14 protein-coding genes and 2 pseudogenes are annotated in these 21,229 nt (G+C 71.9%); 11 read left to right on the top strand and 5 right to left on the bottom strand.

Going from position 1 to position 21,229, the window contains the following annotated elements:
- The first annotated feature begins 277 nt into the window (after positions 1–277).
- Positions 278–2,449 carry a primosomal protein N' gene (locus ACFYWI_RS18330; protein WP_389232889.1) on the top strand — a complete coding sequence of 724 codons (2,172 nt, stop codon included), beginning with the start codon at positions 278–280 and terminating at the stop codon, positions 2,447–2,449.
- Positions 2,450–2,591: 142 nt separating this feature from the next.
- Here ACFYWI_RS18330 and ACFYWI_RS18325 read toward each other — a convergent pair whose 3' ends face one another.
- Positions 2,592–3,149 carry a hypothetical protein gene (locus tag ACFYWI_RS18325; protein ID WP_389232886.1) on the bottom strand — a complete coding sequence of 186 codons (558 nt, stop codon included), beginning with the start codon at positions 3,147–3,149 and terminating at the stop codon, positions 2,592–2,594.
- Positions 3,150–3,446: 297 nt separating this feature from the next.
- Here ACFYWI_RS18325 and fmt point away from each other — a divergent pair, with 297 nt between their 5' ends.
- The 5 genes from fmt to ACFYWI_RS18300 all read left to right on the top strand — a co-directional run bounded on the left by fmt (position 3,447) and on the right by ACFYWI_RS18300 (position 8,208).
- The gene (gene fmt / locus ACFYWI_RS18320; protein WP_389232883.1) at positions 3,447–4,406 is read left to right on the top strand and encodes a methionyl-tRNA formyltransferase; all 960 of its coding nucleotides are present in this window, start codon (positions 3,447–3,449) and stop codon (positions 4,404–4,406) included.
- 47 nt (positions 4,407–4,453) lie between these two features.
- Positions 4,454–5,890 (top strand): RsmB/NOP family class I SAM-dependent RNA methyltransferase, encoded by a 1,437-nt coding sequence (locus tag ACFYWI_RS18315; RefSeq protein WP_389232880.1) that lies wholly within the window; start codon positions 4,454–4,456, stop codon positions 5,888–5,890.
- Between the two features lie 52 nt (positions 5,891–5,942).
- On the top strand, positions 5,943–6,143 hold the full coding sequence (locus tag ACFYWI_RS18310; RefSeq protein ID WP_389232877.1) for a hypothetical protein: 201 nt from the start codon (positions 5,943–5,945) through the stop codon (positions 6,141–6,143).
- Positions 6,144–6,247: 104 nt separating this feature from the next.
- Positions 6,248–7,441, top strand: a complete 1,194-nt coding sequence (locus ACFYWI_RS18305) for an MFS transporter (RefSeq protein WP_389232874.1) — start codon at positions 6,248–6,250, stop codon at positions 7,439–7,441.
- Positions 7,438–8,208 carry a PIG-L deacetylase family protein gene (locus ACFYWI_RS18300; RefSeq protein WP_389232871.1) on the top strand — a complete coding sequence of 257 codons (771 nt, stop codon included), beginning with the start codon at positions 7,438–7,440 and terminating at the stop codon, positions 8,206–8,208. Before ACFYWI_RS18305 ends, ACFYWI_RS18300 begins: the two co-directional genes overlap by 4 nt.
- Here the strand turns inward: ACFYWI_RS18300 and ACFYWI_RS18295 are convergent.
- The gene (locus ACFYWI_RS18295; protein ID WP_389232868.1) at positions 8,195–11,056 is read right to left on the bottom strand and encodes a BTAD domain-containing putative transcriptional regulator; all 2,862 of its coding nucleotides are present in this window, start codon (positions 11,054–11,056) and stop codon (positions 8,195–8,197) included. The genes ACFYWI_RS18300 and ACFYWI_RS18295 overlap by 14 nt on opposite strands.
- Positions 11,057–11,203: 147 nt before the next feature.
- Here ACFYWI_RS18295 and ACFYWI_RS18290 point away from each other — a divergent pair, with 147 nt between their 5' ends.
- Both ACFYWI_RS18290 and ACFYWI_RS18285 read left to right on the top strand, forming a co-directional pair.
- On the top strand, positions 11,204–12,250 hold the full coding sequence (locus tag ACFYWI_RS18290) for a class I SAM-dependent methyltransferase (protein ID WP_389232865.1): 1,047 nt from the start codon (positions 11,204–11,206) through the stop codon (positions 12,248–12,250).
- A gap of 520 nt (positions 12,251–12,770) precedes the next feature.
- A complete protein-coding gene (locus ACFYWI_RS18285; protein ID WP_389232862.1) occupies positions 12,771–13,880 on the top strand; it encodes an AI-2E family transporter in 1,110 nt (369 codons plus the stop codon).
- A gap of 329 nt (positions 13,881–14,209) precedes the next feature.
- Here ACFYWI_RS18285 and ACFYWI_RS18280 read toward each other — a convergent pair whose 3' ends face one another.
- A complete protein-coding gene (locus ACFYWI_RS18280) occupies positions 14,210–14,620 on the bottom strand; it encodes a Fur family transcriptional regulator (protein WP_389232859.1) in 411 nt (136 codons plus the stop codon).
- Positions 14,621–14,802: 182 nt separating this feature from the next.
- On the opposite strand from ACFYWI_RS18280, the pseudogene ACFYWI_RS18275 reads away from it, so the two are divergent.
- Positions 14,803–15,052, top strand: a pseudogene (locus ACFYWI_RS18275) (transcriptional repressor); the annotation flags it as partial.
- 33 nt (positions 15,053–15,085) lie between these two features.
- Positions 15,086–17,317 carry a catalase/peroxidase HPI gene (gene katG, locus ACFYWI_RS18270; RefSeq protein ID WP_389232856.1) on the top strand — a complete coding sequence of 744 codons (2,232 nt, stop codon included), beginning with the start codon at positions 15,086–15,088 and terminating at the stop codon, positions 17,315–17,317.
- 183 nt (positions 17,318–17,500) lie between these two features.
- Here the strand turns inward: katG and ACFYWI_RS18265 are convergent, their stop codons facing one another.
- Both ACFYWI_RS18265 and ACFYWI_RS18260 read right to left on the bottom strand, forming a co-directional pair.
- Complete coding sequence (locus ACFYWI_RS18265) at positions 17,501–19,405, bottom strand: glycoside hydrolase family 5 protein (protein ID WP_389233451.1); 1,905 nt, start codon at positions 19,403–19,405, stop codon at positions 17,501–17,503.
- Positions 19,406–19,602: 197 nt separating this feature from the next.
- A pseudogene (locus tag ACFYWI_RS18260) lies at positions 19,603–20,224 on the bottom strand (MMPL family transporter); the annotation flags it as partial.
- 216 nt (positions 20,225–20,440) lie between these two features.
- Between ACFYWI_RS18260 and rpe the strand changes: the two are divergent.
- A complete protein-coding gene (gene rpe / locus ACFYWI_RS18255) occupies positions 20,441–21,127 on the top strand; it encodes a ribulose-phosphate 3-epimerase (protein WP_389232853.1) in 687 nt (228 codons plus the stop codon).
- Positions 21,128–21,229: the final 102 nt, after the last annotated feature.

Here is a 21,229-nt window from a genome sequence, read left to right as displayed (position 1 = left end):
CCTCGTGCGTGCCGCTCTGCCGGCCATCGCGTGGCGCGGCACCAGCGCCGCTCGGTACGCTGACGCTCTCCCGGTGCGCAGGCGGGGCGTGCCCCGCTGTGAAGGACCTCACCGTGTGGAGAACGAAGCACCGCCGCCGGTCCGATCTCGGGAGATCTTCGCGTAGTGCGCCGGGGCATCGGGTCCGCCGGCCGCGGTGCCCCGCTCAGGAGCGACCGTCTGCCGGTCCGGTCCCGGGCGCGCCGGGCTGTCAGTGGGGTCTGGTAGGAATTTGGCTGTGAGCAGCGACAACGAGCAGCCCGAAGAGCCCCCGGTCGGTGGGCCCGAGCAGCTTGCGCTCATCCGGGAGACCGTGCGCAAGGCCAAGGTGCCGAAGGCGAAGCCGCGCACCTGGCGGGGGGCCCCGCTTGCCAAGGAACTGCCCGTGGCGCGCGTGATGGTCAACAAGGGTGCCCTGCATCTCGACCAGTTCTTCGACTACGCCGTGCCGGAGGATCTCGACGCGGACGCCCAGCCCGGGGTGCGGGTGCGCGTGCGGTTCGGGGCCGGGGCCCATCGCGTGCGGGACGGGCGGCGCGAGGGCGGCGGCCTGATCGACGGATTCCTGATCGAGCGGCGCGCCGAGTCGGACTACGGGGGAGCCCTCGCCGCGCTCGCCTCTGTCGTCTCGCCCGAGCCCGTGCTCAGCCCCGGGATGCTCGGCCTCGCCCGCGCGGTCGCCGACCGGTACGCGGGCAGCCTCGCGGATGTGCTCCAGCTGGCCGTTCCCCCGAGGAACAAGCGGGCAGAGGCCGAGCCGTCCCCCGACCCGCTGCCGCCGCCGCCCGCCCCCGAGCCGGGCAGCTGGGAGAGGTACGGCCGCGGAGCGGCGTTCCTCGAGGCCCTGGCGGGCGGTGGCGCGCCCCGGGCCGTGTGGACCGCGCTGCCCGGGCCGCACTGGTCCGACGAACTGGCGCGTGCCGTCGCCGCAACCCTGTCGTCCGGGCGGGGCGCGCTCGTCGTCGTGCCCGACGGCCGGCGCGCGGCACGGGTGGACGCCGCGCTCACCGCACTGCTCGGGGCAGGCCGGCACGCCCTGCTGACCGCCGAGTCCGGGCCCGAGCAGCGGTACCGGCAGTGGCTCGCCGTGCGCCGCGGGTCGGTGCGGGCGGTCGTGGGGACCCGGGCCGCGATGTTCGCTCCCGTGCGGGACCTCGGCCTGGTCGTGATCTGGGACGACGGCGACTCCAGCCACAGTGATGACAACGCGCCGTTCCCGCATGTGCGCGAGGTGCTGGAGCTGCGCGCCGCACACCACGGATGCGGCTTCCTGCTGGGAAGCACGAGCTGCACGGTGGAGGCCGCCCAGCTCGTCGAGAGCGGCTGGGCCGTGCCCCTGGTCGCCGACCGGACACGGGTGCGGGCCGCCGCTCCGCTGGTGCGGACCGTCGGCGACCAGGAGCTGGCCAGGGACGAGGCCGCACGGGCGGCCCGGCTGCCGAGCCTCGCCTGGCAGACCGTGCGGGACGGGCTGAGGAGCGGGCCGGTGCTGGTGCAGGTGCCCCGGCGCGGATATGTGCCGCGGCTTGCCTGTGAGCGCTGCCGCGCGCCCGCGCGGTGCCGCAACTGCGCGGGCCCGCTCGAGGCCCCGGGCGAGCGGGAGCTGCGCTGCCGCTGGTGCGGACACGACGAGCCGGACTGGCACTGCGGCGCATGCGGGTCGACCCGGCTGCGGGCGCGGATCGTGGGCGCGCGGCGGACGGCGGAGGAGCTGGGGCGGGCGTTTCCCGCCGTGCCCGTGCGGACCTCCGGGCGAGACCATGTCCTCGACACCGTGCCCGGGCGGCCCGCGCTGGTCGTCGCCACACCCGGAGCGGAACCGGTCGCCGAGGGCGGTTATGCGGCCGCGCTGCTGCTGGACGGCTGGGCGATGCTCGGCCGGCCCGATCTGCGGGCGGGCGAGGAGGCGCTGCGCCGCTGGATCGGCGCGGCTTCGCTGGTGCGCGGACAGCAGGACGGCGGCACGGTCGTGGTCGTCGCGGAGCCGACCCTGCGGCCCGTTCAGGCTCTGGTGCGCTGGGACCCGGTCGGGCACGCGCTGCGCGAGCTGGCGGAACGGGCCGAACTGGGCTTCCCTCCGGTGTCCCGGATGGCCGAGGTGACCGGAAGCGCGCAGGCGGTCGAAGCGTTCCTGGCCTCGGCCGACCTGCCCGCGGAAGCCCAGGTGCTGGGGCCCGTCCCGCTCCCTGTGGCCGAGCCCGGACGGGCGCGCGGGCCCAAGGATCCTCTCCCGGCCTCCGGCCGGGGGCATCCCCCTGCGGGGGAGCGGTGGGAGCGGGCGCTGCTGAGAGTGCCGCCGGGGAGCGGGGGTGCGCTGGCCGCGGCGCTGAAGACCGCACAGGCCGCGCGGCTGGCGAGGGGCGGCCAGGACGCCGTACGGATCAGGGTGGACCCGCCGGACATCGGCTGACGTGCAAGCGGCCGCACCGAGCGGGTGCCCGGCCGGGGCCTGCCCGCGTCCGGTGCGGCCCCGGTACCAGGTATGCGGCACCTCCCGGGGACGGCGCCCTCGGGCGTGCGCCTGCGGGGTCAGCCGTGCGGGGCCCTGGGGGTCAGCCGTTGCGCGGGCCCGGGAAGGTGCTCGGGCGTGACTCCTCGCGGAGCGAGGGGCTGGTCTTCGGCTGCGACGGCATCGAGCGCGCGGCCGGCACCGCGGGCACCGGCAGCAGCGCCGGCATGACCGCCGGCTCCGGCAGCGTACGGGTCGCGGCGCCGCCGTCGCCCGTCCGCTCGGCGTCGGCCGGGCCGGATGCCTGGGCAGCGGCCCGCCGGGCCCCGTAGCGCCGATGCACGGCCTGCTTGGTGACCCCCAGGGCCGAGCCGACGGCGTCCCAGGAGAAGCCCAGGGAACGGTCGAAGTCCACGGCCGCGGTCACCAGGGTCTCGACGCTGTCCCGCAACTCCTGCGCGAGACGCACCGTCGGGGCCGGCGCCCTGCCGTAGACGACGAAGCCCGTGGACGGGCCGGAGCGTCGCGGGCGGTAGACATTGCCCAGCTGGGCGGTGAGCGTGCGCAACGCGTCCACCTGCCGGCGGACCCGCTCGATGTCCCGCACCAGCAGGTGCAGGCTTGCCCGGGCTTGGGCGTCGTGGGTTGCGTGGTCGGCCATTGACAAGCCTCTCGAACCGGCGTGGAAAAGGGGCCGGGCCGCATCCGGGGCGGCCCGCTTGGGTCAATCTCTCTTGACCAACGCTCTACCCGTCGATCTGGTCACGCTTCGGGGGCGTATGTGCTTGTGCGAGGGGCGCACGGCTGCCCGTACGCCCCCTGCGGCCATGGCCCATAGACTGGTGTGCTGGCCCGTCACGTACACCCGATCGCAGCACAACCGCACGCCCAACAGCATGTGCAGCCGCACGTACAGCCGTCACCTGCTCGTACCCGTCTGAGAGGCAGTCAGCCACTGATGAAGCTCGTCTTCGCAGGTACCCCCGAGGTTGCCGTACCCGCCCTGGACGCTCTGATCGCCTCCTCCCGGCACGAGGTCGCCGCCGTCGTCACCCGCCCCGACGCCCCTGCGGGCCGAGGCCGCCGGCTGGTCGCCAGCCCGGTCGCCCAGCGCGCGGAGGAGGCGGGGATCGAGGTGCTCAAGCCGGCCAGTCCACGCGACGAGGAGTTTCTGGCGCGGCTGCGCGAGATCGGGCCCGACTGCTGCCCCGTCGTCGCCTACGGCGCACTGCTGCCCAAGGTGGCCCTGGACGTCCCGGCGCGCGGGTGGGTGAATCTGCACTTCTCGCTGCTCCCCGCCTGGCGTGGTGCTGCGCCCGTCCAGCACGCCGTCCTGGCCGGGGACGAGATGACCGGCGCCGCCACCTTCCTGATCGAGGAGGGCCTGGACTCGGGGCCGGTCTACGGCGTGATCACCGAGCATGTCCGGCACACCGACACCAGCGGCGACCTGCTCACCCGGCTCGCCTTCGCCGGTGCCGGTCTGCTCGCCGCGACCATGGACGGCATCGAGGAAGGCACGCTGCAGGCCGTGCCGCAGCCGGCCGACGGGGTCTCCCACGCCCCGAAGATCACCGTCGAGGACGCCCACGTGGACTGGGCGGCCCCCGCTCTGCGCGTCGACCGCGTCGTACGGGGCTGCACGCCGGCGCCCGGCGCGTGGACGGCCTTCCGCGACGAGCGGCTCAAGCTGGTCCAGGTGGCGCTGCTGCCGGACCGTGCGGACCTGCCGGCCGGTGTGCTGGAAGTCCACAAGAACAACGTCTACGTCGGTACGGGATCGCATGCCGTGGAGCTGGTCTGGGTCCAGCCGCAGGGCAAGAAGCCGATGCGCGCGGCGGACTGGGCGCGGGGGGTCCGCATCGCCGCGGGCGAGCGGCTCGGCGGCACGGACGCGGACCGGGCGGACGTAGGCTGAGACAGGGCTCGCCCCTTCACCAGCGGAATTTCACCAGCGGAGCACCTTTGAACGAGCAGGCACGTCGCCGTCCCCCGAACAAGCCGTACCGCCGTCCCCAGAAGGACCCGGTCCGGATCCTGGCCTTCGAGGCGCTGCGGGCCGTCGACGAGAGGGACGCGTACGCGAATCTCGTACTGCCGCCGCTGCTGAAGAAGGCCCGCGAGAAGGACGGATTCGACGGGCGTGACGCCGCGCTCGCGACCGAGCTGGTGTACGGGACGCTGCGCCGCCAGGGCACGTACGACGCGATCATCGCGGCCTGTATCGACCGGCCGTTGCGCGAGGTCGACCCGCCGGTGCTGGACGTGCTCTCGCTCGGCGCGCACCAGCTGCTGGGTACGCGTATCCCGACGCACGCCGCGGTCTCGGCGAGCGTGGATCTCGCGCGGGTGGTGCTCGGCGACGGGCGGGCCAAGTTCGTCAACGCCGTGCTGCGCAAGATCGCGCAGGAGGACCTCGACACCTGGCTCGAGCGGGTCGCGCCGCCGTACGACGAGGACGCCGAGGAGCATCTCTCGGTCGTGCACTCGCATCCACGCTGGGTCGTCTCGGCGCTGTGGGACTCCCTCGGCGGCGGGCGGGCCGGGATCGAGGACCTCCTGGAGGCCGACAACGAACGGCCCGAGGTGACCCTGGTCGCCCGGCCGGGCCGCGCCACCACCGACGAACTGCTCGATGTGCTCGGCGAGGACTCCGCTCTGCCCGGGCGCTGGTCCCCGTACGCCGTCCGACTGGCCGAGGGCGGCGAGCCCGGGGCCATCGAGGCGGTACGGGAGGGGCGGGCGGGCGTCCAGGACGAGGGCAGCCAGCTGGTGGGGATCGCCCTGGCCAACGCGCCGCTGGACGGGCCGGACGAGCACTGGCTCGACGGCTGCGCGGGGCCGGGCGGCAAGGCGGCACTGCTGGGGGCGCTGGCCGCCGAGCGCGGCGCCACGCTCCTCGCCTCCGAGAAGCAGCCGCACCGGGCGCGGCTGGTGGAGCGGGCGCTGGCCGGCAACCCCGGCCCGTACCAGGTCATCGCGGCCGACGGCACGCGACCGCCGTGGCGTCCCGGCTCGTTCGACCGGGTGCTCGTCGACGTTCCCTGCTCGGGCCTCGGCGCCCTGCGCCGCCGCCCCGAGGCCCGCTGGCGCCGTCGCCCGGAGGACCTCGAGAGCTTCGCACCCTTGCAACGCGGCCTGCTGCGGGAGGCGTTGAAGGCGGTGCGCGTCGGCGGCGTGGTCGGCTACGCGACCTGCTCGCCGCACCTCGCCGAGACGAGGGTCGTCGTGGACGACGTCCTGCGCGGCCGCGGCGGCCCGGCCGCGGAGGCGGAATGGATCGACGCGCGCCCGCTGATGCCGGGGGTCCCGGCGCTGGGCGACGGCCCGGACGTGCAGCTGTGGCCGCATCTGCACGGAACGGACGCGATGTATCTGGCACTGCTGCGCCGCACCGCGTAGTTCCCCGGGCCGCCGGGCCTCTGTTCACCCCTCAGTCTGTTCAAGCAGCACCATGTCGGCTCTGACATGCTCGTCCGAGTCCATCGCGGCATCGCGCAGCGCAATCGTTCCTGGCCGACGTCGGAACGAGCGCAGCGCGGACAGCTGGGCCAAGGAGGCTGTCGGCGGCCAGGTCCGCCTGGACCACTGCCTGATTCGCCGTCCAGCGCCTCGCATGGAGCAACTGCTCGAGGAGCACTCCCAGCAGCTCTGAGTCGTTCCTCGTCGACGACGCATGACAGCGTCGCGGTAGTGCGGTGCGAGGCCGTGCTCCGACGATCGGATTGTGCGAACGCGGAGAACGGGATGGTCGATGACATGGGTGGCACAGCGGTGCTGGACCGGACGACCCGCGTACCGGAACGGGATCGGAGCGGGTGGCGCTCGATTGCGGTGCTCGGGGTCGGCGCGTTCGCGATCGGTACCGACATGTTCGTCGTGGCCGGGATACTTGGCGGGATCGCAGGTGACCTCGGTGTCACCGTCGGGGCCGCGGGGCTGACGGTCACGGTTTTCGCACTGGGGTACGCGATGGGCGCGGTGGTCCTCAGCGCTCTGCTCGGTTCGCTGCCACTGCGACAGGCGCTGATCGGCTCAGTGGCGCTGTTCGGGGTACTGAACGTGCTGTCGGCAGTGGCGCCCACCCTTCCTGCGCTCCTCGTCGCCCGGGTGCTGGGAGCCCTTGCCGCGTCGGTCTATGTGCCGGCCGCGGGCGCGGCGGCTGTCGCCGCCATGCCGGCGAGCCACCGTGGGCGAGCGCTGGGCATGATCCTGGGATGTACGTCGACCGCCATGGTGCTGGGTGCTCCACTGGGTGTGCTGCTGGCGTCAAAGCTGTCGTGGCGGGCTGCGTTCGGGCTGGTCGCCGTGCTCGCGGCGGCCACCGTCATCGGTCTGCTGCTCACCCGTGTCGGGACCGGCCCGCTGATCAGGGCGACGGTGCGCGAGCGGCTGCGGCCGATACGTACCCCGGGCGTTGTCGGAGCGCTCGGCGTGACGTTCCTGGTGATGACCGCCTCGTACAGCATGTACACCTACCTCCCCCTGCTGTTGGCCACCGCGGCCGGGCCGCTCGGGCTCGGGCTCTTCATCGGCGCGTTCGGAGTCGGAGGCATGGTGGGTACTTGGTGGGCTGGGACCGCGGCCGACCGGAGGGGCCCTCGCGGTGTGGTGCTGTCGGCCGTGGCCGCGCTGGCTGTCGGTTTCGCGGCGCTCCCGTACACCGCGACGACGGTGGCCGGGGCGCTGGCGGTCATGATCGGGTGGGGGATCGCGGCCTGGGGGCTCATTCCCGCACAGCAACACCGTCTGATCGGCCTGGCGGCGGGGTCGGCGCCGTTGGTGCTCGCCTTGAACAGCTCCGCGGTCCAGCTCGGGTGCGCGGCCGGTGCGCTGTTCGGTGGCCTCGTGGTGGACACCTTCGGAGCCGACCGGCTGTGGATGATAGCCGTCGCCTGCTGCGGCGCCGCGCTGGCCGTCCACGGAATCCTCGCCAGGGAGGTCCGGACATGATCAAGTCTTCATCCGACGTCGACAAGCTGGGCACCGTCCTTGGGATCTGGGCACACCCGGACGACGAGGCCTACCTGTCCGGTGGTGTGATGGCGATGGCTCGCGACATCGGATCGCGGGTGGTGTGCGTGACCGCGACCTGCGGCGAGCTCGGCACGGCCGATCCGGTGGAGTGGCCACCGCATCGACTGGCCGCGGCGCGCACCGGCGAGCTGGCGCGCTGCCTGGAGATCCTCGGGGTCGACGAGCATCACTGGCTCGACTACCGGGACGGCCAATGTGCGGCGGTCCGCACGTCCGACGCGGTCGCGCGGCTGTGCGAGGTCATCGAACGGGTTCGACCTGACACCGTTCTCACCTTCGGCCCGGACGGCATCACCGGTCACCCGGACCATCAGGCGGTCTCGGGGTGGACCACCGCGGCGTTCGACCGCGCCGCCCCGTCCGGCGCGCGGCTGCTGCATGCCACGTTCGCGGAGCGGCGGGCGCCGCGCTGGAGCGCGCTCAACGCGAGCCTGGGCATCTTCCCGCCGGGGCTTCCGATCACGACCCCCGCTCGGCGGCTGGCGGTCGACCTCGTGCTGGACGCGGAGACGGCTGCCCGCAAGGTCCGTGCCTTGGCGGCGCAGGAGACTCAGACGGGTGAACTCATCGCCGGTATGGGCGTCGCCTGCTTCACGGCATGGGTCGGCGACGAGTCGTTCGTCGAGCGGCCGCGGCGCCCGGCGGCTGCCGAGCCGCCCGGGGCGGCGGTCACGAACGAGTGAGGTGCCGCTCGATCGCCTGCCGAGCCGCCTCGAGCACGGCGAGCCGGCCGGGAATCTGCGCCGCCGGCGCGGTCGCGGTGGGCTCGGAGGGTGCGGCGGCCGGGGAGGCCGCGGCTTTGTGGGAGCCGTTGACTGCGGGCGCGTCGGGGGCATGGTCGGCCGCGGAGTCGATCAGCGCCGCCGGTTCGTCGTCGCCGAGGCGGCGCAGCAGGTCGGCGAGGTTGCGCAGGGTGGCCCACAGGTGGGTCCAGTTGCCGTTGCGGGCGAAGTACTCGATGACGTCGCGGTAGCCACCCAGCGCCTCGTGGACATGGCCTGCGGCGGCGCGCACCGACAGGAGTCCGACGGTCGCGACACCGACGAGAAAGGTCGCGCCCGAGGTGCGGGCCAGGCCGATGGCACGGACGTAATGCCGCGCGGCGGGCTCGCTGCGGCCGGCCAAGCTCTCGATCTCGGCTGCGACGTAGGCGCCCCACGAGAGCATCGAGGGCGACACCGCGCCGGCCAGCCCCCGCTCGTTCAGTCCCCGCGCCGCATCCAGATCGCCCGCGTAGGCCGTCGCCAGGGCGGCGATCCCGAAGCTCTCCCGGTGCGGTCCGGCGAGAGCGGCCGCGGCGAGGGAGTGCTCGACCACGTCGCCGTAGGCACCGCGGGCCAGGTCGGCCACCGAGAGCACCATCAGACAGTGCCATGACCCGGCGCTGTCGGTCGCCTTCTCCAGCCCGGTGCGGGCGAGCCGGTCGGCCTTGCGGTAGTCGCCACGGTGGTAGGCGGCTTCCGCTGCGGTTCCGAGCACGGCGCTCGCCCGCGGGTGGGTGGCGAGCGCCTGGTCGGCGGCCAGTTCCTCTGCCCAGTCCCGGATCTCGACGAGGTCGCGGTAGGCGACCGCGTCGAACAGTGAGACGACCATCGCCGCGGCGTCGTCCAGAAATCCCTTACTGCGGACCAGTCGCCACGCGACCCGCAGGTTCGCCAGTTCGCGTCGCAGGACGGCATCGGCCTCGGGCTCCCGCTCGGTGCTCATGGCGGTGTGGATCCATGAGGTCAGCTCGACGGCCCACCGCAGCATGCGCTCGGCCGCGGCCTTGTCCTCGTCGGCGGCCGCGAGCCGGTCCAGCCCGAATGCCCGCAGCGTCTCCAGCATGCGATACCGGGTGGCCCCGTCGAAAGAGACGTCGACCATGGAGGCATCGACGAGGCGGGCCAGAGCGCTTCCGGGATCACTGTCCAGGTCCAGGTCGGCGGCGAGCCGTTCGGCGGTGTCGAGGTCGACACCGTCGGCGAAGACCGACAGATGCCGGAACAGTCGCCGTTCGTCCTCCGTGAGGAGCTGGTACGACCACTCGATGGTTGCGCGCAGCGTGCGGTGCCTGGAATCCGCGCTGGGGCTGCCACCGCCGAGCAGGTCGAGCGAGCGGTCGAGGCGGCGGCTCAGATCGGCGAGGGAGAACGTGGACAGCCGACCGGCTGCGAGCTCGATGGCCAGCGGCATCCCGTCGAGCCGGTGCACGATGTCGGCGACCGTACGCAGCTCCGCCGGCGTCGGTGGTGGACCGGGGCGAACCCGGCGGGCCCGGTCCAGGAAGAGCGCCACGGACGGGGCCTGCGAAGGGTCCTGACCGGGGCGGGGCAGCGGAAGCGGTACCAGCCGTGAGACATGCTCGGCTGCCAGGCCGAGAGGTTCGCGGCTGGTGGCCAGCAAGCAGATTCCGGGACACGAGGAGAGGATCATGTCCACCGTGTCCCGGACACCGTCGAGCAGGTGCTCGCAGTTGTCGATCACCAACAGGCCGGGGCGGTCGCCCAGCAGGGCGACGCAGGCGGACAGAACGTCACCCTGGTCGACCTTCAGGTTCAGAGCCGTCGCCAGCGCGTGCGGGATGGCGGCGGGATCGCTGACCGGTGCGAGCAGCAGCACCGTCGCCGTGCCGCTCTGCCGCGCGACCTCCAGGGCGACCCGGGTCTTGCCGACGCCGCCGGGCCCGGAGAGGGTGACCAGGCGCTCGGCCGCCAGCAGTCTGTGGAGGGCCGCGACCTGCGACTCGCGGCCGATCAGCCGGGTGGTCGGGCGGGCGGGCACTTCTGGCGGGCCGGCCGCCGAACCGGCGCCGCCGACGATCTCGCGCTCGAGCTCGTCCAGCGCCGGTGACGGATCAAGGCCGGTCTCGTCGACCAGCCGGCGCCGGTATTCCCGTCCGACGCGCAGCGCCTCCGGTGCCTGCCCGGTCGCCGCCAGCGCCCGCATGTGCAGGAGGACCGCGGGCTCCCGCAGTGGGTCGTCGGCCGATGACGCGGCGGCGAGGCCCAGGATGCCCTCAGCCTGTCCTGCGGCGACGGCGCCGGCGATCAATGCGGCGGTCACCTCGTGGCGCAGTTGCGCGTACTCCTCGACAGCGGTGGCGATGGGCACGATGTCGGTGAGGTCGGCGAGAACCGGCCCCCGCCACAGCTCGTGCGCCTCCTGCAGCAGGGAGAACGCGTCGGCCGGGTCCCGCTGCGCCGTCGCGAGCAACGCTCGCGCCTGTGCCACGTCCAGTTCGTCGGGCCCGAGGGCAAGCCGATAACCGTCATGCCGCGTCTCGAGCCGGGCCGCCGCCGGGCCCAGGTGCCCACGCAGCCGGGACACGTGATTGTGCAGGGCTTGACGACCGGATTCGGGCACCTCCGACGGCCACAGCGCGTCCACGAGGTGATCAACGGACACGATCCGGCCCTCGGCGAGAGCAAGCAGTGCGAGCACCGCACGCCGCTTGGGGCCGGGTACGTCCACGGGGGCGCCGTCGACAAGGAGCCGCAGCGGCCCGAGCACCTCCACCCGGACCGACGGCGGCGGACGCCCGACTGCCATGGCACCTCTCGTGTCCAGCATGTCCTGTGACGACGACGAACTCGGCCTGTTAGCACGGCGACAGCCCGTGCGAGGGCCGTGAAAGGCCGCACGCCGAGCCTATCTGTTGTGACCGGTATGAGCCGGTTGAGCGGCAAGGAGAGCAAAATGGATCACAACAAGGTAAATGAGTTCCTCGGGCAGTTCGTGGCGGACCTTGGCGCCACCGGCGCCGCCGGCTCGGTGGTGATCGGTCACCGGCTCGGTCTCTACCGCGCGCTCGCGCAGGGTCCGGCGACGCCCGAGCAGTTCGCCGAACGCACCGGGTGTCACCCGCGCTACCTCACCGAGTGGCTGCGCGGCCAGGCCGCGGGCGGGTACGTGAGCTACGACCCGGAGACCGGTGAGTTCTCGCTGACCGAGGAGCAGGCGTTCTGCCTGGCCGACCCGAACGGCCCCGACCTGCCGGCCGCGTTCCTCACCGTGCTGGGATATCTGCGCGCCGAACCGCGGATCACCGAGGCGTTCCGCACGGGTGCGGGCGTCGGCTGGCACGAGCACGACGAGGACGTCTTCGTCGGGTGCGACGCGTTCTACCGGCCCGGCTACGTGGCCGAGCTGATCCCGAGCTGGATCCCGGCGCTGGACGGGGTCGACGCGAAGCTGACCGCCGGGGCTCGTGTGGCCGACCTCGGCTGCGGTCTCGGCTCCTCGTCGCTGCTCCTTGCCGAGGCATACCCGCGCACCTCCATCGTCGGCTCGGACTACCACGCCGAATCGGTCGAGCGTGCGCGCAAGAAGGCCGCGGAGGCCGGGGTCACCGATCGGGTCACCTTCGAGGTGGCGACCGCGCAGACCTTCACCGGCACGGACTACGACCTGGTGATGATGTTCGACTGCCTGCACGACATGGGGGACCCTCTGAGCGCCGCCCGGCGGGTGCGGGAAGCGCTGGCCCCGGACGGTACATGGCTGCTCGTGGAGCCGTTCGCCTCCGACAAGGTCGAGGACAATTTCAACCCGGTCGGCCGGCTGTACTACAGCGGCTCCACGTTCCTCTGCGTGCCCAACGGTCTCTCACAGCCGGGCGGCTACGCCCTGGGCGCGCAGGCCGGCGAGGCCGCTGTCCACCAGGTGATCACCGATGCCGGCTTCACCCGGTTCCGCAGGGCCGCGCAGACTCCGTTCAACCTGGTGTACGAGATCCGGCCGTAGGACGGTGGGCGGCGTGCGGCGGTCGGGAACCCCGCTTCTCGTCCATGCACTGGACCAGAGCCTTCTCGGGCGGATCGAGACAGAGGCCGACCACGTCACGGACCTTGTCGACGAACAACGGTATCGAGAACGATCCGCGACCGCAGAGCCGAGGCCCGAGCAGCCGACCGCCGCCGCACCGACCCCTCAAACACAGCCCGCTGGGCATCAGTTGTCCGACACCGGCTGGATCTTCGGTCCAGGACGTCCTGCATCGGACCAATGACGAACCTCCGCCTCAGGTCACTGGCCGGGACGTCCACGAGTTGCGCGCCGGCGACGACGGAGGGGAAGCGCGACGACCAGGTGGCCGGCCTTCGCCCGGCGGTACGGTTTCGTCGCCCGGTGCTGCTACCACCACCGTCGCGTCAGAGGCTGTAACTCCTGGCGTCTGACAGTGAGTCAGCCGACGAAACACGCAAGGCTGCTCCTGAACAGCGGCGATACCGAAGTGCGGCTGGAGTAGCAATAGGCTGCCCCCATGTCTGCCACGTTGAGTCCCACAAAAGCCGCCGCCGCGCTCCGTACATCGGCGCGTGTCTCCGTTGAGTTGCTGCTGGTCCTCGTGATGGCTGCGGTGGCCCTGTGGGTTCTGGGCCGGATGTGGTCGGTCGTCTGGCCCCTCATAGTGGGCCTGTTCCTCACCACGCTGACCTGGCCCCTGACTCGTTTCCTGCGCCGGCGCGGTTGGCCCCCCGCCCTGGCCGCGTCGGTGGTGACCGTGCTGTTCCTCCTGGTCGCTTCGGGCATCGTGGCGCTGATCGCGGTGCCGGTGGCATCCCAGTCCGGCGAGCTGACCGACGGCGTGGTCGAAGGCATCCAGAAGCTGCGCGAGTGGGCCGCCGGGCCGCCGCTGAACATCGGCGACGCCCAGATCACGGGTGCCTTCGAAGCTGCGATCGACCGCATTCAGAACAGCGTCGGCAGCATGGTCACCGCTGTCGTCACGGGAGTGGGCACCGTGTTCAACGGCGTGGTCACTGCCGTCCTGGCGCTCTTCCTGATGTTCTTCTTCCTCAAGGACGGCCCGCGGTTCCTGCCGTGGCTCAGCCGTCAGCTCCCCGGCCGGCTCGCCACCGACGTCCCGATCGTGGCCGCGCGCGGTTGGGACACCCTGGGCGCGTTCGTGCGCTCCCAGGCATTCGTCGGCCTGCTCGACGCCGTCTTCATCGGCCTCGGCCTGTGGATTCTGGGGGTGCCACTGGTGCTCCCGCTGGCGGTGCTGACCTTCGTATCGGCGTTCGTGCCGATCGTGGGTGCCCTGTTCGCCGGTTTGGTCGCGGTGCTCATCGCGTTGGTGTCGAACGGCCTGACGGACGCGCTGATGGTGCTGGCGATCATCGTCGTGGTGCAGCAGCTCGAGGGCAACGTGTTCCAGCCCATGATCCAAAGTCGCGGGCTTGGCCTCCATGCGGCGGTGGTCCTGCTGGCGGTGACGTTGGGCGGGAGTCTGGCCGGCGTCGTGGGCAGCCTGCTCGCGGTACCGGTAGCCGCGCTGATTGCGGTGGTCTGGAACTATCTGCGCGAGCAGCTCAGCGAGCTGGAGCCCGAGACCGACGAGTCGCACACCGGTGCCGCCGTCCCGTCGTAGCGTCCACCCCGACCACGACGCGGCGGGGCGGGGCGGGATGCCGTAACCGTGGTTCCTCCCTGAGCATTTCAGACCGCGCTTGCCCCGATCGACCGGGCTGATCCACCGGCTTGCCTCGTCGCCCGCCCGATCGACGAGATCCGCAGCGTCGTCCCGGCTGTCGGCTCAAGAACGGGCTCGCCGCTGTCGAGGGCGACCGTGACGGCGCGGCCTGAGCGAGTGCTCGGGCGGCTCCGTCTGCCCCGCGGCGATCGACTCGCATCGACACCTGGGACAAGACGTGCCCCCGGCAGGACGAACAGGCTTGTCCTCGAGGGCTCCAACACGCTTCAGGCGCAGGAAGGGCACAGCCCGCGGTACGTGACCTCGACCTCCGACACCGTGAACCCGAAGCGTTCCTCCGCCGGGAGGTCGGACAGCGGATTGCCGGTCGGGTGGACATCGCGGATGGTGCCGCAGTGGGAGCACACCAGGTGCTGGTGCGGGTGGTGTGCGTTGGGGTCATAGCGCTTGGCACGGCCGTCGGTGGAGACCTCTATGACCTCACCGAGGGAGACCAGCTCGCCCAAGGCGTTGTAGACCGTCGCCCGGGAGATCTCGGGCAGCCGCTGTGCTGCGCGGGCGTGCACCTCGTCGGCCGTGAGATGCACGTGGTCGCCATCGAGGACCTCCGCAACGACACGCCGCTGGGAGGTCATCCGCCAGCCACGCCCTCGCAGTCGCTCCAGCAGGTCACTCATATCGGTTCACCTATTCAGATTCGGCGGGATGCCCGAAGTTTACCGGCGGACGTCCGGCTTCCGATTGAATACGAACTTGGCGCACTTGTTGACCTGGACTCTGTCCATTGTAGGATCGGTTCCGGCAATAGCCAAGGGACAGGACGACTCCAGTACGACGGGAGACAGTGACGTGACGGGGTGTGGGCCGCATCTCCCTCCCAGCCGTGCGTGAGGCCCTCCACGCGCTCACACCGCGGCGGGACTCGCACACCGCGTCGAACCGGCCGGCAGCCCGGTTCTATGGACGCGTCGTGTCGTCGCTGACGTCGACCGAGCGGTCGGCGGGGCCCCGTGCCCGACCGCGTCCGGCGGCCACGGCTTCTCGACCGACGAGGCCGAGGTCATCCACTGGGGCCTGTGCCCCGCTGTTCCACCGCCCGTAGTTCCTGAGCACTGAGATCCGCCTGGTCCGGAAGGATTCCCATGTCTGAGAACCATGATGCAATCGTCACCGACGCGAAGACGGAGGGCGGAGGTGGCTGCCCCGTCGCGCACGGGCGCGCCCCGCACCCGACCCAGGGCGGCGGAAACCGCCAGTGGTGGCCGGAACGGCTCAACCTGAAGATCCTCGCCAAGAACCCCGCCGTGGCCAACCCCCTCGGCGAGGAGTTCGATTACGCCGAGGCGTTCAACACCCTCGACCTCACGGCCGTGAAGCAGGACATCGCGGAGCTGCTGACGACCTCGCAGGACTGGTGGCCGGCAGACTTCGGCCACTACGGCCCGTTCATGATCCGGATGGCGTGGCACAGCGCGGGCACCTACCGGATCAGCGACGGCCGCGGCGGCGCCGGGGCCGGCCAGCAGCGCTTCGCCCCCCTCAACAGCTGGCCGGACAACGGGAACCTCGACAAGGCCCGCCGCCTGCTGTGGCCGGTCAAGAAGAAGTACGGCCGGAACATCTCGTGGGCCGACCTCATGGTCCTCGCCGGCAACGTCGCCCTGGAGTCCATGGGCTTCGAGACCTTCGGCTACGCCGGCGGTCGTGCGGACGTCTGGGAGCCCGACGAGGACGTCTACTGGGGTCCCGAGACCACCTGGCTCGGCGACGAGCGCTACAGCGGCGACCGGGAGCTGGAGAACCCCCTCGGCGCGGTCCAGATGGGCCTCATCTACGTCAACCCGGAGGGCCCGAACAGCAACCCGGACCCGCTCGCCGCGGCCCGCGACATCCGTGAGACGTTCCGCCGGATGGCGATGAACGACGAGGAGACGGTCGCCCTGATCGCGGGCGGTCACACCTTCGGCAAGACCCACGGTGCGGGCCCGGCGGACAACGTCGGTGCCGACCCCGAGGCCGCCTCGATCGAGGAGCAGGGCCTCGGCTGGAAGAACGCCTACGGCACCGGCAAGGGTGGCGACACGATCACCAGCGGTCTCGAGGGTATCTGGACGAACACCCCGATCACGTGGGACAACAGCTTCTTCGAGATCCTGTTCGGCTACGAGTGGGAGCTGTTCAAGAGCCCCGCCGGCGCGCACCAGTGGAGGCCGAAGGACGGTGCCGGGGCGGGCACCGTGCCCGACGCGCACGACGCGTCCAAGAGCCACGCCCCGACGATGCTGACGACCGACCTCTCGCTCCGGATCGACCCGGCCTACGAGCAGATCTCCCGGCGCTTCCTGGAGAACCCGGCCGAGTTCGCGGACGCCTTCGCCCGCGCCTGGTTCAAACTGACCCACCGCGACATGGGCCCGATCGAGCGCTACCTCGGCCCGGAGGTCCCGAGCGAGACGCTGCTGTGGCAGGACCCGCTCCCCGCGGTGACGCACGAGCTCGTCGACGCCGCCGACATCGCCTCCCTCAAGGGGCAGGTCCTCGCCTCGGACCTGTCGGTGTCCCAGCTCGTGTCCGCCGCGTGGGCCTCGGCCTCGTCCTTCCGCGGCAGCGACAAGCGCGGCGGCGCCAACGGCGCCCGCATCCGCCTCCAGCCGCAGAGCGGCTGGGAGGTCAACGACCCCGACCAGCTGGCGACGGTGCTGCGCACCCTGGAGGGGATCCGGCAGGACTTCAACGCCGCCCGGACCGGTGGCAAGCAGGTCTCGCTCGCCGATCTGATCGTGCTCGCCGGTGGTGCGGCCGTCGAGCAGGCCGCCAAGGACGCCGGCTTCGATGTCGAGGTCCCCTTCACGCCGGGTCGCGCGGACGCGTCGCAGGAGCAGACCGACGTGGAGTCGTTCGCCGCGCTCGAGCCGACCGCCGACGGGTTCCGCAACTACCTCGGGAAGGGAAACCGGCTGCCGGCGGAGTTCCTGCTGACAGACCGGGCGAACCTGCTGACCCTGAGCGCTCCCGAGACGACGGTCCTCGTCGGTGGCCTCCGCGTCCTGGGCGCGAACTACCAGCAGTCGCCACTCGGCGCCTTCACCACGACCCCCGGGTCTCTGACCAACGACTTCTTCGTCAACCTGCTCGACCTGGGCACGACGTGGAAGGCGACGTCCGAGGACGCGAACACGTTCGAGGGTCGCGACGCGGCCACGGGCGAGGTCAAGTGGGCCGGCAGCCGTGTCGACCTCGTCTTCGGGTCGAACTCCGAGCTGCGCGCGCTCGCGGAGGTCTACGCGAGCGATGACGCGAAGGAGAAGTTCGTGAACGACTTCGTCGCGGCGTGGGACAAGGTGATGAACCTCGACCGGTTCGACCTCGTCTGATCACGACGTCCAGGTCGGCCCGTGCCGGCCGGCCTGGACGTCCTCGGTCCGTGGAACACGCCGCCGCCGTGATCCGCCGAAGGCCGGGTGGCTCGCTGCCGATATCCAATCGGTCAGTGGGGCAGGGACGTTCTCCCTGGACCGGGGTGATCCGGTCCAGGGCCGGCGGGACGGGCGTCGGCGTCAGCGCAGCTTCCGGCAAAGGAGCGCGTCCGGGGTCCGCGACGAGCCCAGGCGGCCGGTGTACGCGATACCGGCGGCGTACTCGTCGTCCGCGCACTGCCCCTTGAGGTGGCCGTACGCGAAGTCGCCTCCGCGGGCAGCCGGCGCGCGGCCGTCGTACCGGTCGAACCACACGGTCCGTCCCGCCGACCCCAGCGGTCCGCCCGCCTCGGCGCACAGGGCGGCGGACACGGCGGCCCCGCGCACGCTGTAGCCGATCAGGAAGTGCCGCGACGGGCACTGGAGCTTGGTGTACCCGGAGGCCCAGTCGCGACCGGGCTCGACGTGCCGTTCGTCGCGGACCACCTCATGGGCGCCGCCGGGTGCGCGAAGACCGCGGGCTCCGGCGTCGGTGCACAGTCCCCGGCTGCCGGAGTGGCTGACTCCGGCCAGCCGCTGGTCGTCCGGGCACGCCGCCTTCCGCGCCCCGTGGTCCCAGTCCTGCACCTTGCGCATCCGCAGTGACTGGACGAAGTCCCCGTGGTCCGGGCTCAGCATCGACCAGCGGTCGGCCGGGGCGACCTCGCCCGTCCGGCCGCGTGCTTCGACCAGCCGCGCCCAGGACTCGGCGCGCCAGTCGTCCCCGTCGAAGACGCCCGCCCGCCGCCCCGCGGAGTCCCAGTGCAGCAGCGCCCAGCCGTTGCCCTTCCGGTCCTCGTGCCAGCCGACGAGCGGCCAGTACGCGAAGTCGGCGTCCGTCTCGATGAGGAAGTCGACGAAGTGGCGGAACCATGCCCGCTGCTTCGCCCCGGTCTCGTCCCGGCCGCCGACGCCGAACTCGCTGATCCACACCGGTGCGGTGAAGTGCCGGTCCGCCTGCGAGGCGACGTAGAAGGCCTGCTGCCGCAGCACGTCGTACAGCTCGGAGCGGCTGAAGTCGCGGTAGCGGGGGTCGGAGGTCTCTCCCATGCCGGTGGCGCCGCTGTGGTTCGGCCCCGTGTAGTCGTAGAAGTGGGCCGAGTACACGAGCTTTCCGGATCGCACGAGGGTGTGGGAGAGCCGCTGAACGGGCTCGAGGGTGGGACGTTCGTGCGGGAGCCCGTCCACGGGAATCCCGGTCCAGTTGATCCCTTCGACGATCACCAGCAGGTCCGGATCGGCCTCCTGAAGGATCCGGTCTCCCAGGTGCTGTGACGCGGCGAACCAGTCGTGCCGGTCGCCGAGGCCCCAGTTGGGGTCGTCGAGGACGGAGCGGCGTACCTCGTTGTAGAGATCGGCGCCGACGACCCGCGGATTGTCCCGGTAGCGGCGGGCCATGAACAGCCAGTCACTCTCCCACGCCTCGGTGCTCCGGCCTGCGTTCCACCGCTCGTTGCCGTCGACGCTGCAGCACCAGCGCGTCGTGTTGGTGTGGTTGTTGAGGATCACCGCGAGGCCCGCGTCCGTCAGGGCCTTGACGGCGGCGTCGTAGACCTGGAGAGGGGTCTTCCCCTTCAGCGCCGGGTTGGCTGCCACCGAGACGTCAGCGACCGGGCGGGTGTCGTGGACCATCTCGTTGGAGAAGGGGAGGCGGACGCTGTTGAGACCGAGTTCACGGAATCCGCCGACAATTTCGGACATCGGCGCGCGGTCCAGGCCCAGCGGCATACGGTCCGACTTCTCGCCCGCGTGGTTGTTCGCCGGGTCGTCGGGGCTGCCCGAACCGGTCCATGTACCGCTGGCCCCGTGCCAGTTGCCCGACTTCAGCTTGAACCGGTTGCCGTCGGCATCGACGACGTACCGGCCCCGGGTGCTCAGAGGAGGGGTCCATGCCTCCGCCGACCGGACGGTGGCGAGTCCGTCGGCATGCCCGGCACGCGCGGGGGCTGCGGCACCCGCCTCGGCCGTCGCCGGGGCCGCGAGAGAAGCACCCAGGACGCCCAGCATCGCGGCGGCCAGTGCCGACCTCACGAAAGACCTCTTCACGACCACCCGTTTCCCTCGCAGCGGCAAGCCGTCCGGCGAGCTGTGTTATTGGCATGTATGCGCCATGATGGCGGGTGCCCGGTGGCGCTGAACAGTGACGCCGGTGACGTCTTGGCCATCACGCCGGCATGAGGCCGAAACGCATCGGTCCTGCGTCGCGCCCTGTCCATGTCGAGCAGGGCGGCGGTGCCGCCGCCCACCCGGACGTCGGCGTCCGCGACCCGTGCACCACTTCACGCACGCGCTCCACCGTGTCCTTGGCGGCGGCATGTCGGCGGGGTCCGCGAGCGTTGCCTCGAACAGCACCCGCCCCTCGTGCACGGGCTCGGTGCCGGGCGGCAGGCCGAGCGAGGTGGGCGCCACGCCGGGCATGCGCGCGACGCGCTCTGCCACCGTGCGGGCCCAGGGCGCGTCACCGGTGATCACCAGAGGGTCGCCGCTGTCCGCCGGGAAGTACGCGGCCTGCACCTCCTGACCCGTGATCGAGTCGGATTTGCCGGTGAAGGCGTCGGCCATGCTGATCCTCTCGGCCCGCAACTGGGTCGGGCCCAGCGCGAACACGGCGATGACGAGCGCGGTCGCGGCCCACTACCTTGCGCGGGCGGGGCGCGATCCACCGTCCCGTACGGGCCCAGAAGCCGCCGGGCGAGCCGCGGTACGGGGCCGGAAGATCCAGCGGCCGAAGATCACCAGCAGCGCGGGGAACAGGGTGAGCCTGGCCGGCAGGGCGACCGCGACGCCGATCGCGGCGACAGGGCACAGCCCCTTGGACGATTGGACGATCCACTGGCCGTGCCGGCCGCGGACCGGATGCGCCACGCCGCCACGCGGGGCCGGGGAAGGGCGGGTGATGCGTCCGGCTTGGCGCTCCCTCGGCCCCCGAAGTGGACCGAATCGCCGGGAATGCGCGGACTGTGCCTGCTCCGCGAGCCTCTGGTCCGTACCGATGCTCCTCCCGGGGAGGGGAAGAGCCGCGGAACGTGGCAGGCTTGGCCCATGGCCGTTCAGATCAATCCCAGTATCCTCTCCGCCGACTTCTCCCGCCTGGCGGAGGAGGCCAGGGCCGTGGAGGGCGCCGACTGGCTCCATGTCGACGTGATGGACAACCACTTCGTGCCCAACCTCACCCTGGGCGTACCGGTCGTGGAGTCGCTCGCCAAGGCGACGGGCACCCCGTTGGACTGCCATCTGATGATCGAGAACCCCGATCGCTGGGCACCCCAGTTCGTCGAGGCCGGGGCCGGCTCGGTCACCTTCCACGCCGAGGCCGCCGCGGCGCCCGTACGGCTGGCGCGCGAGATCCGGGCGAAGGGCGCCCGTGCCTCCATGGCACTCAAGCCCGCCACGCCCATCGAGCCGTACGAGGACCTGCTCCCCGAGCTCGACATGCTGCTGATCATGACCGTGGAGCCGGGTTTCGGCGGCCAGGCGTTCCTGGACATCATGCTCCCCAAGATCCGCCGCACCCGGGAGCTGATCTCCAAGCACGGCCTCGAGCTGTGGCTCCAGGTCGACGGGGGAGTGTCGGCGTCGACCATCGAGCGGTGTGCGGAAGCGGGCGCCGATGTCTTCGTCGCGGGTTCGGCGGTCTACAACACCGACGACCCGGCCGCCGCGGTCCGGGCCCTGCGTGACCAGGCGGCACAGGCGACCGCTTCGGCAGCCTGGGCGTGCAGCCACTGAGCAGCGCTCGCGGGTGCGCTGTTCAACCGAAGTTGGCCCATCGGGGCTGATCAAGAACAACCGGATCTGACAGGATGGCGGATCCGGAGTGTGTACGGAAGT

It is taken from the genome of Streptomyces sp. NPDC002889, assembly GCF_042888425.1.
GTDB lineage: Bacteria > Actinomycetota > Actinomycetes > Streptomycetales > Streptomycetaceae > Streptomyces.
The sequence above is the reverse complement of the archived record's forward strand: the minus strand, read 5'-3'. Positions and strand labels throughout refer to the sequence as shown.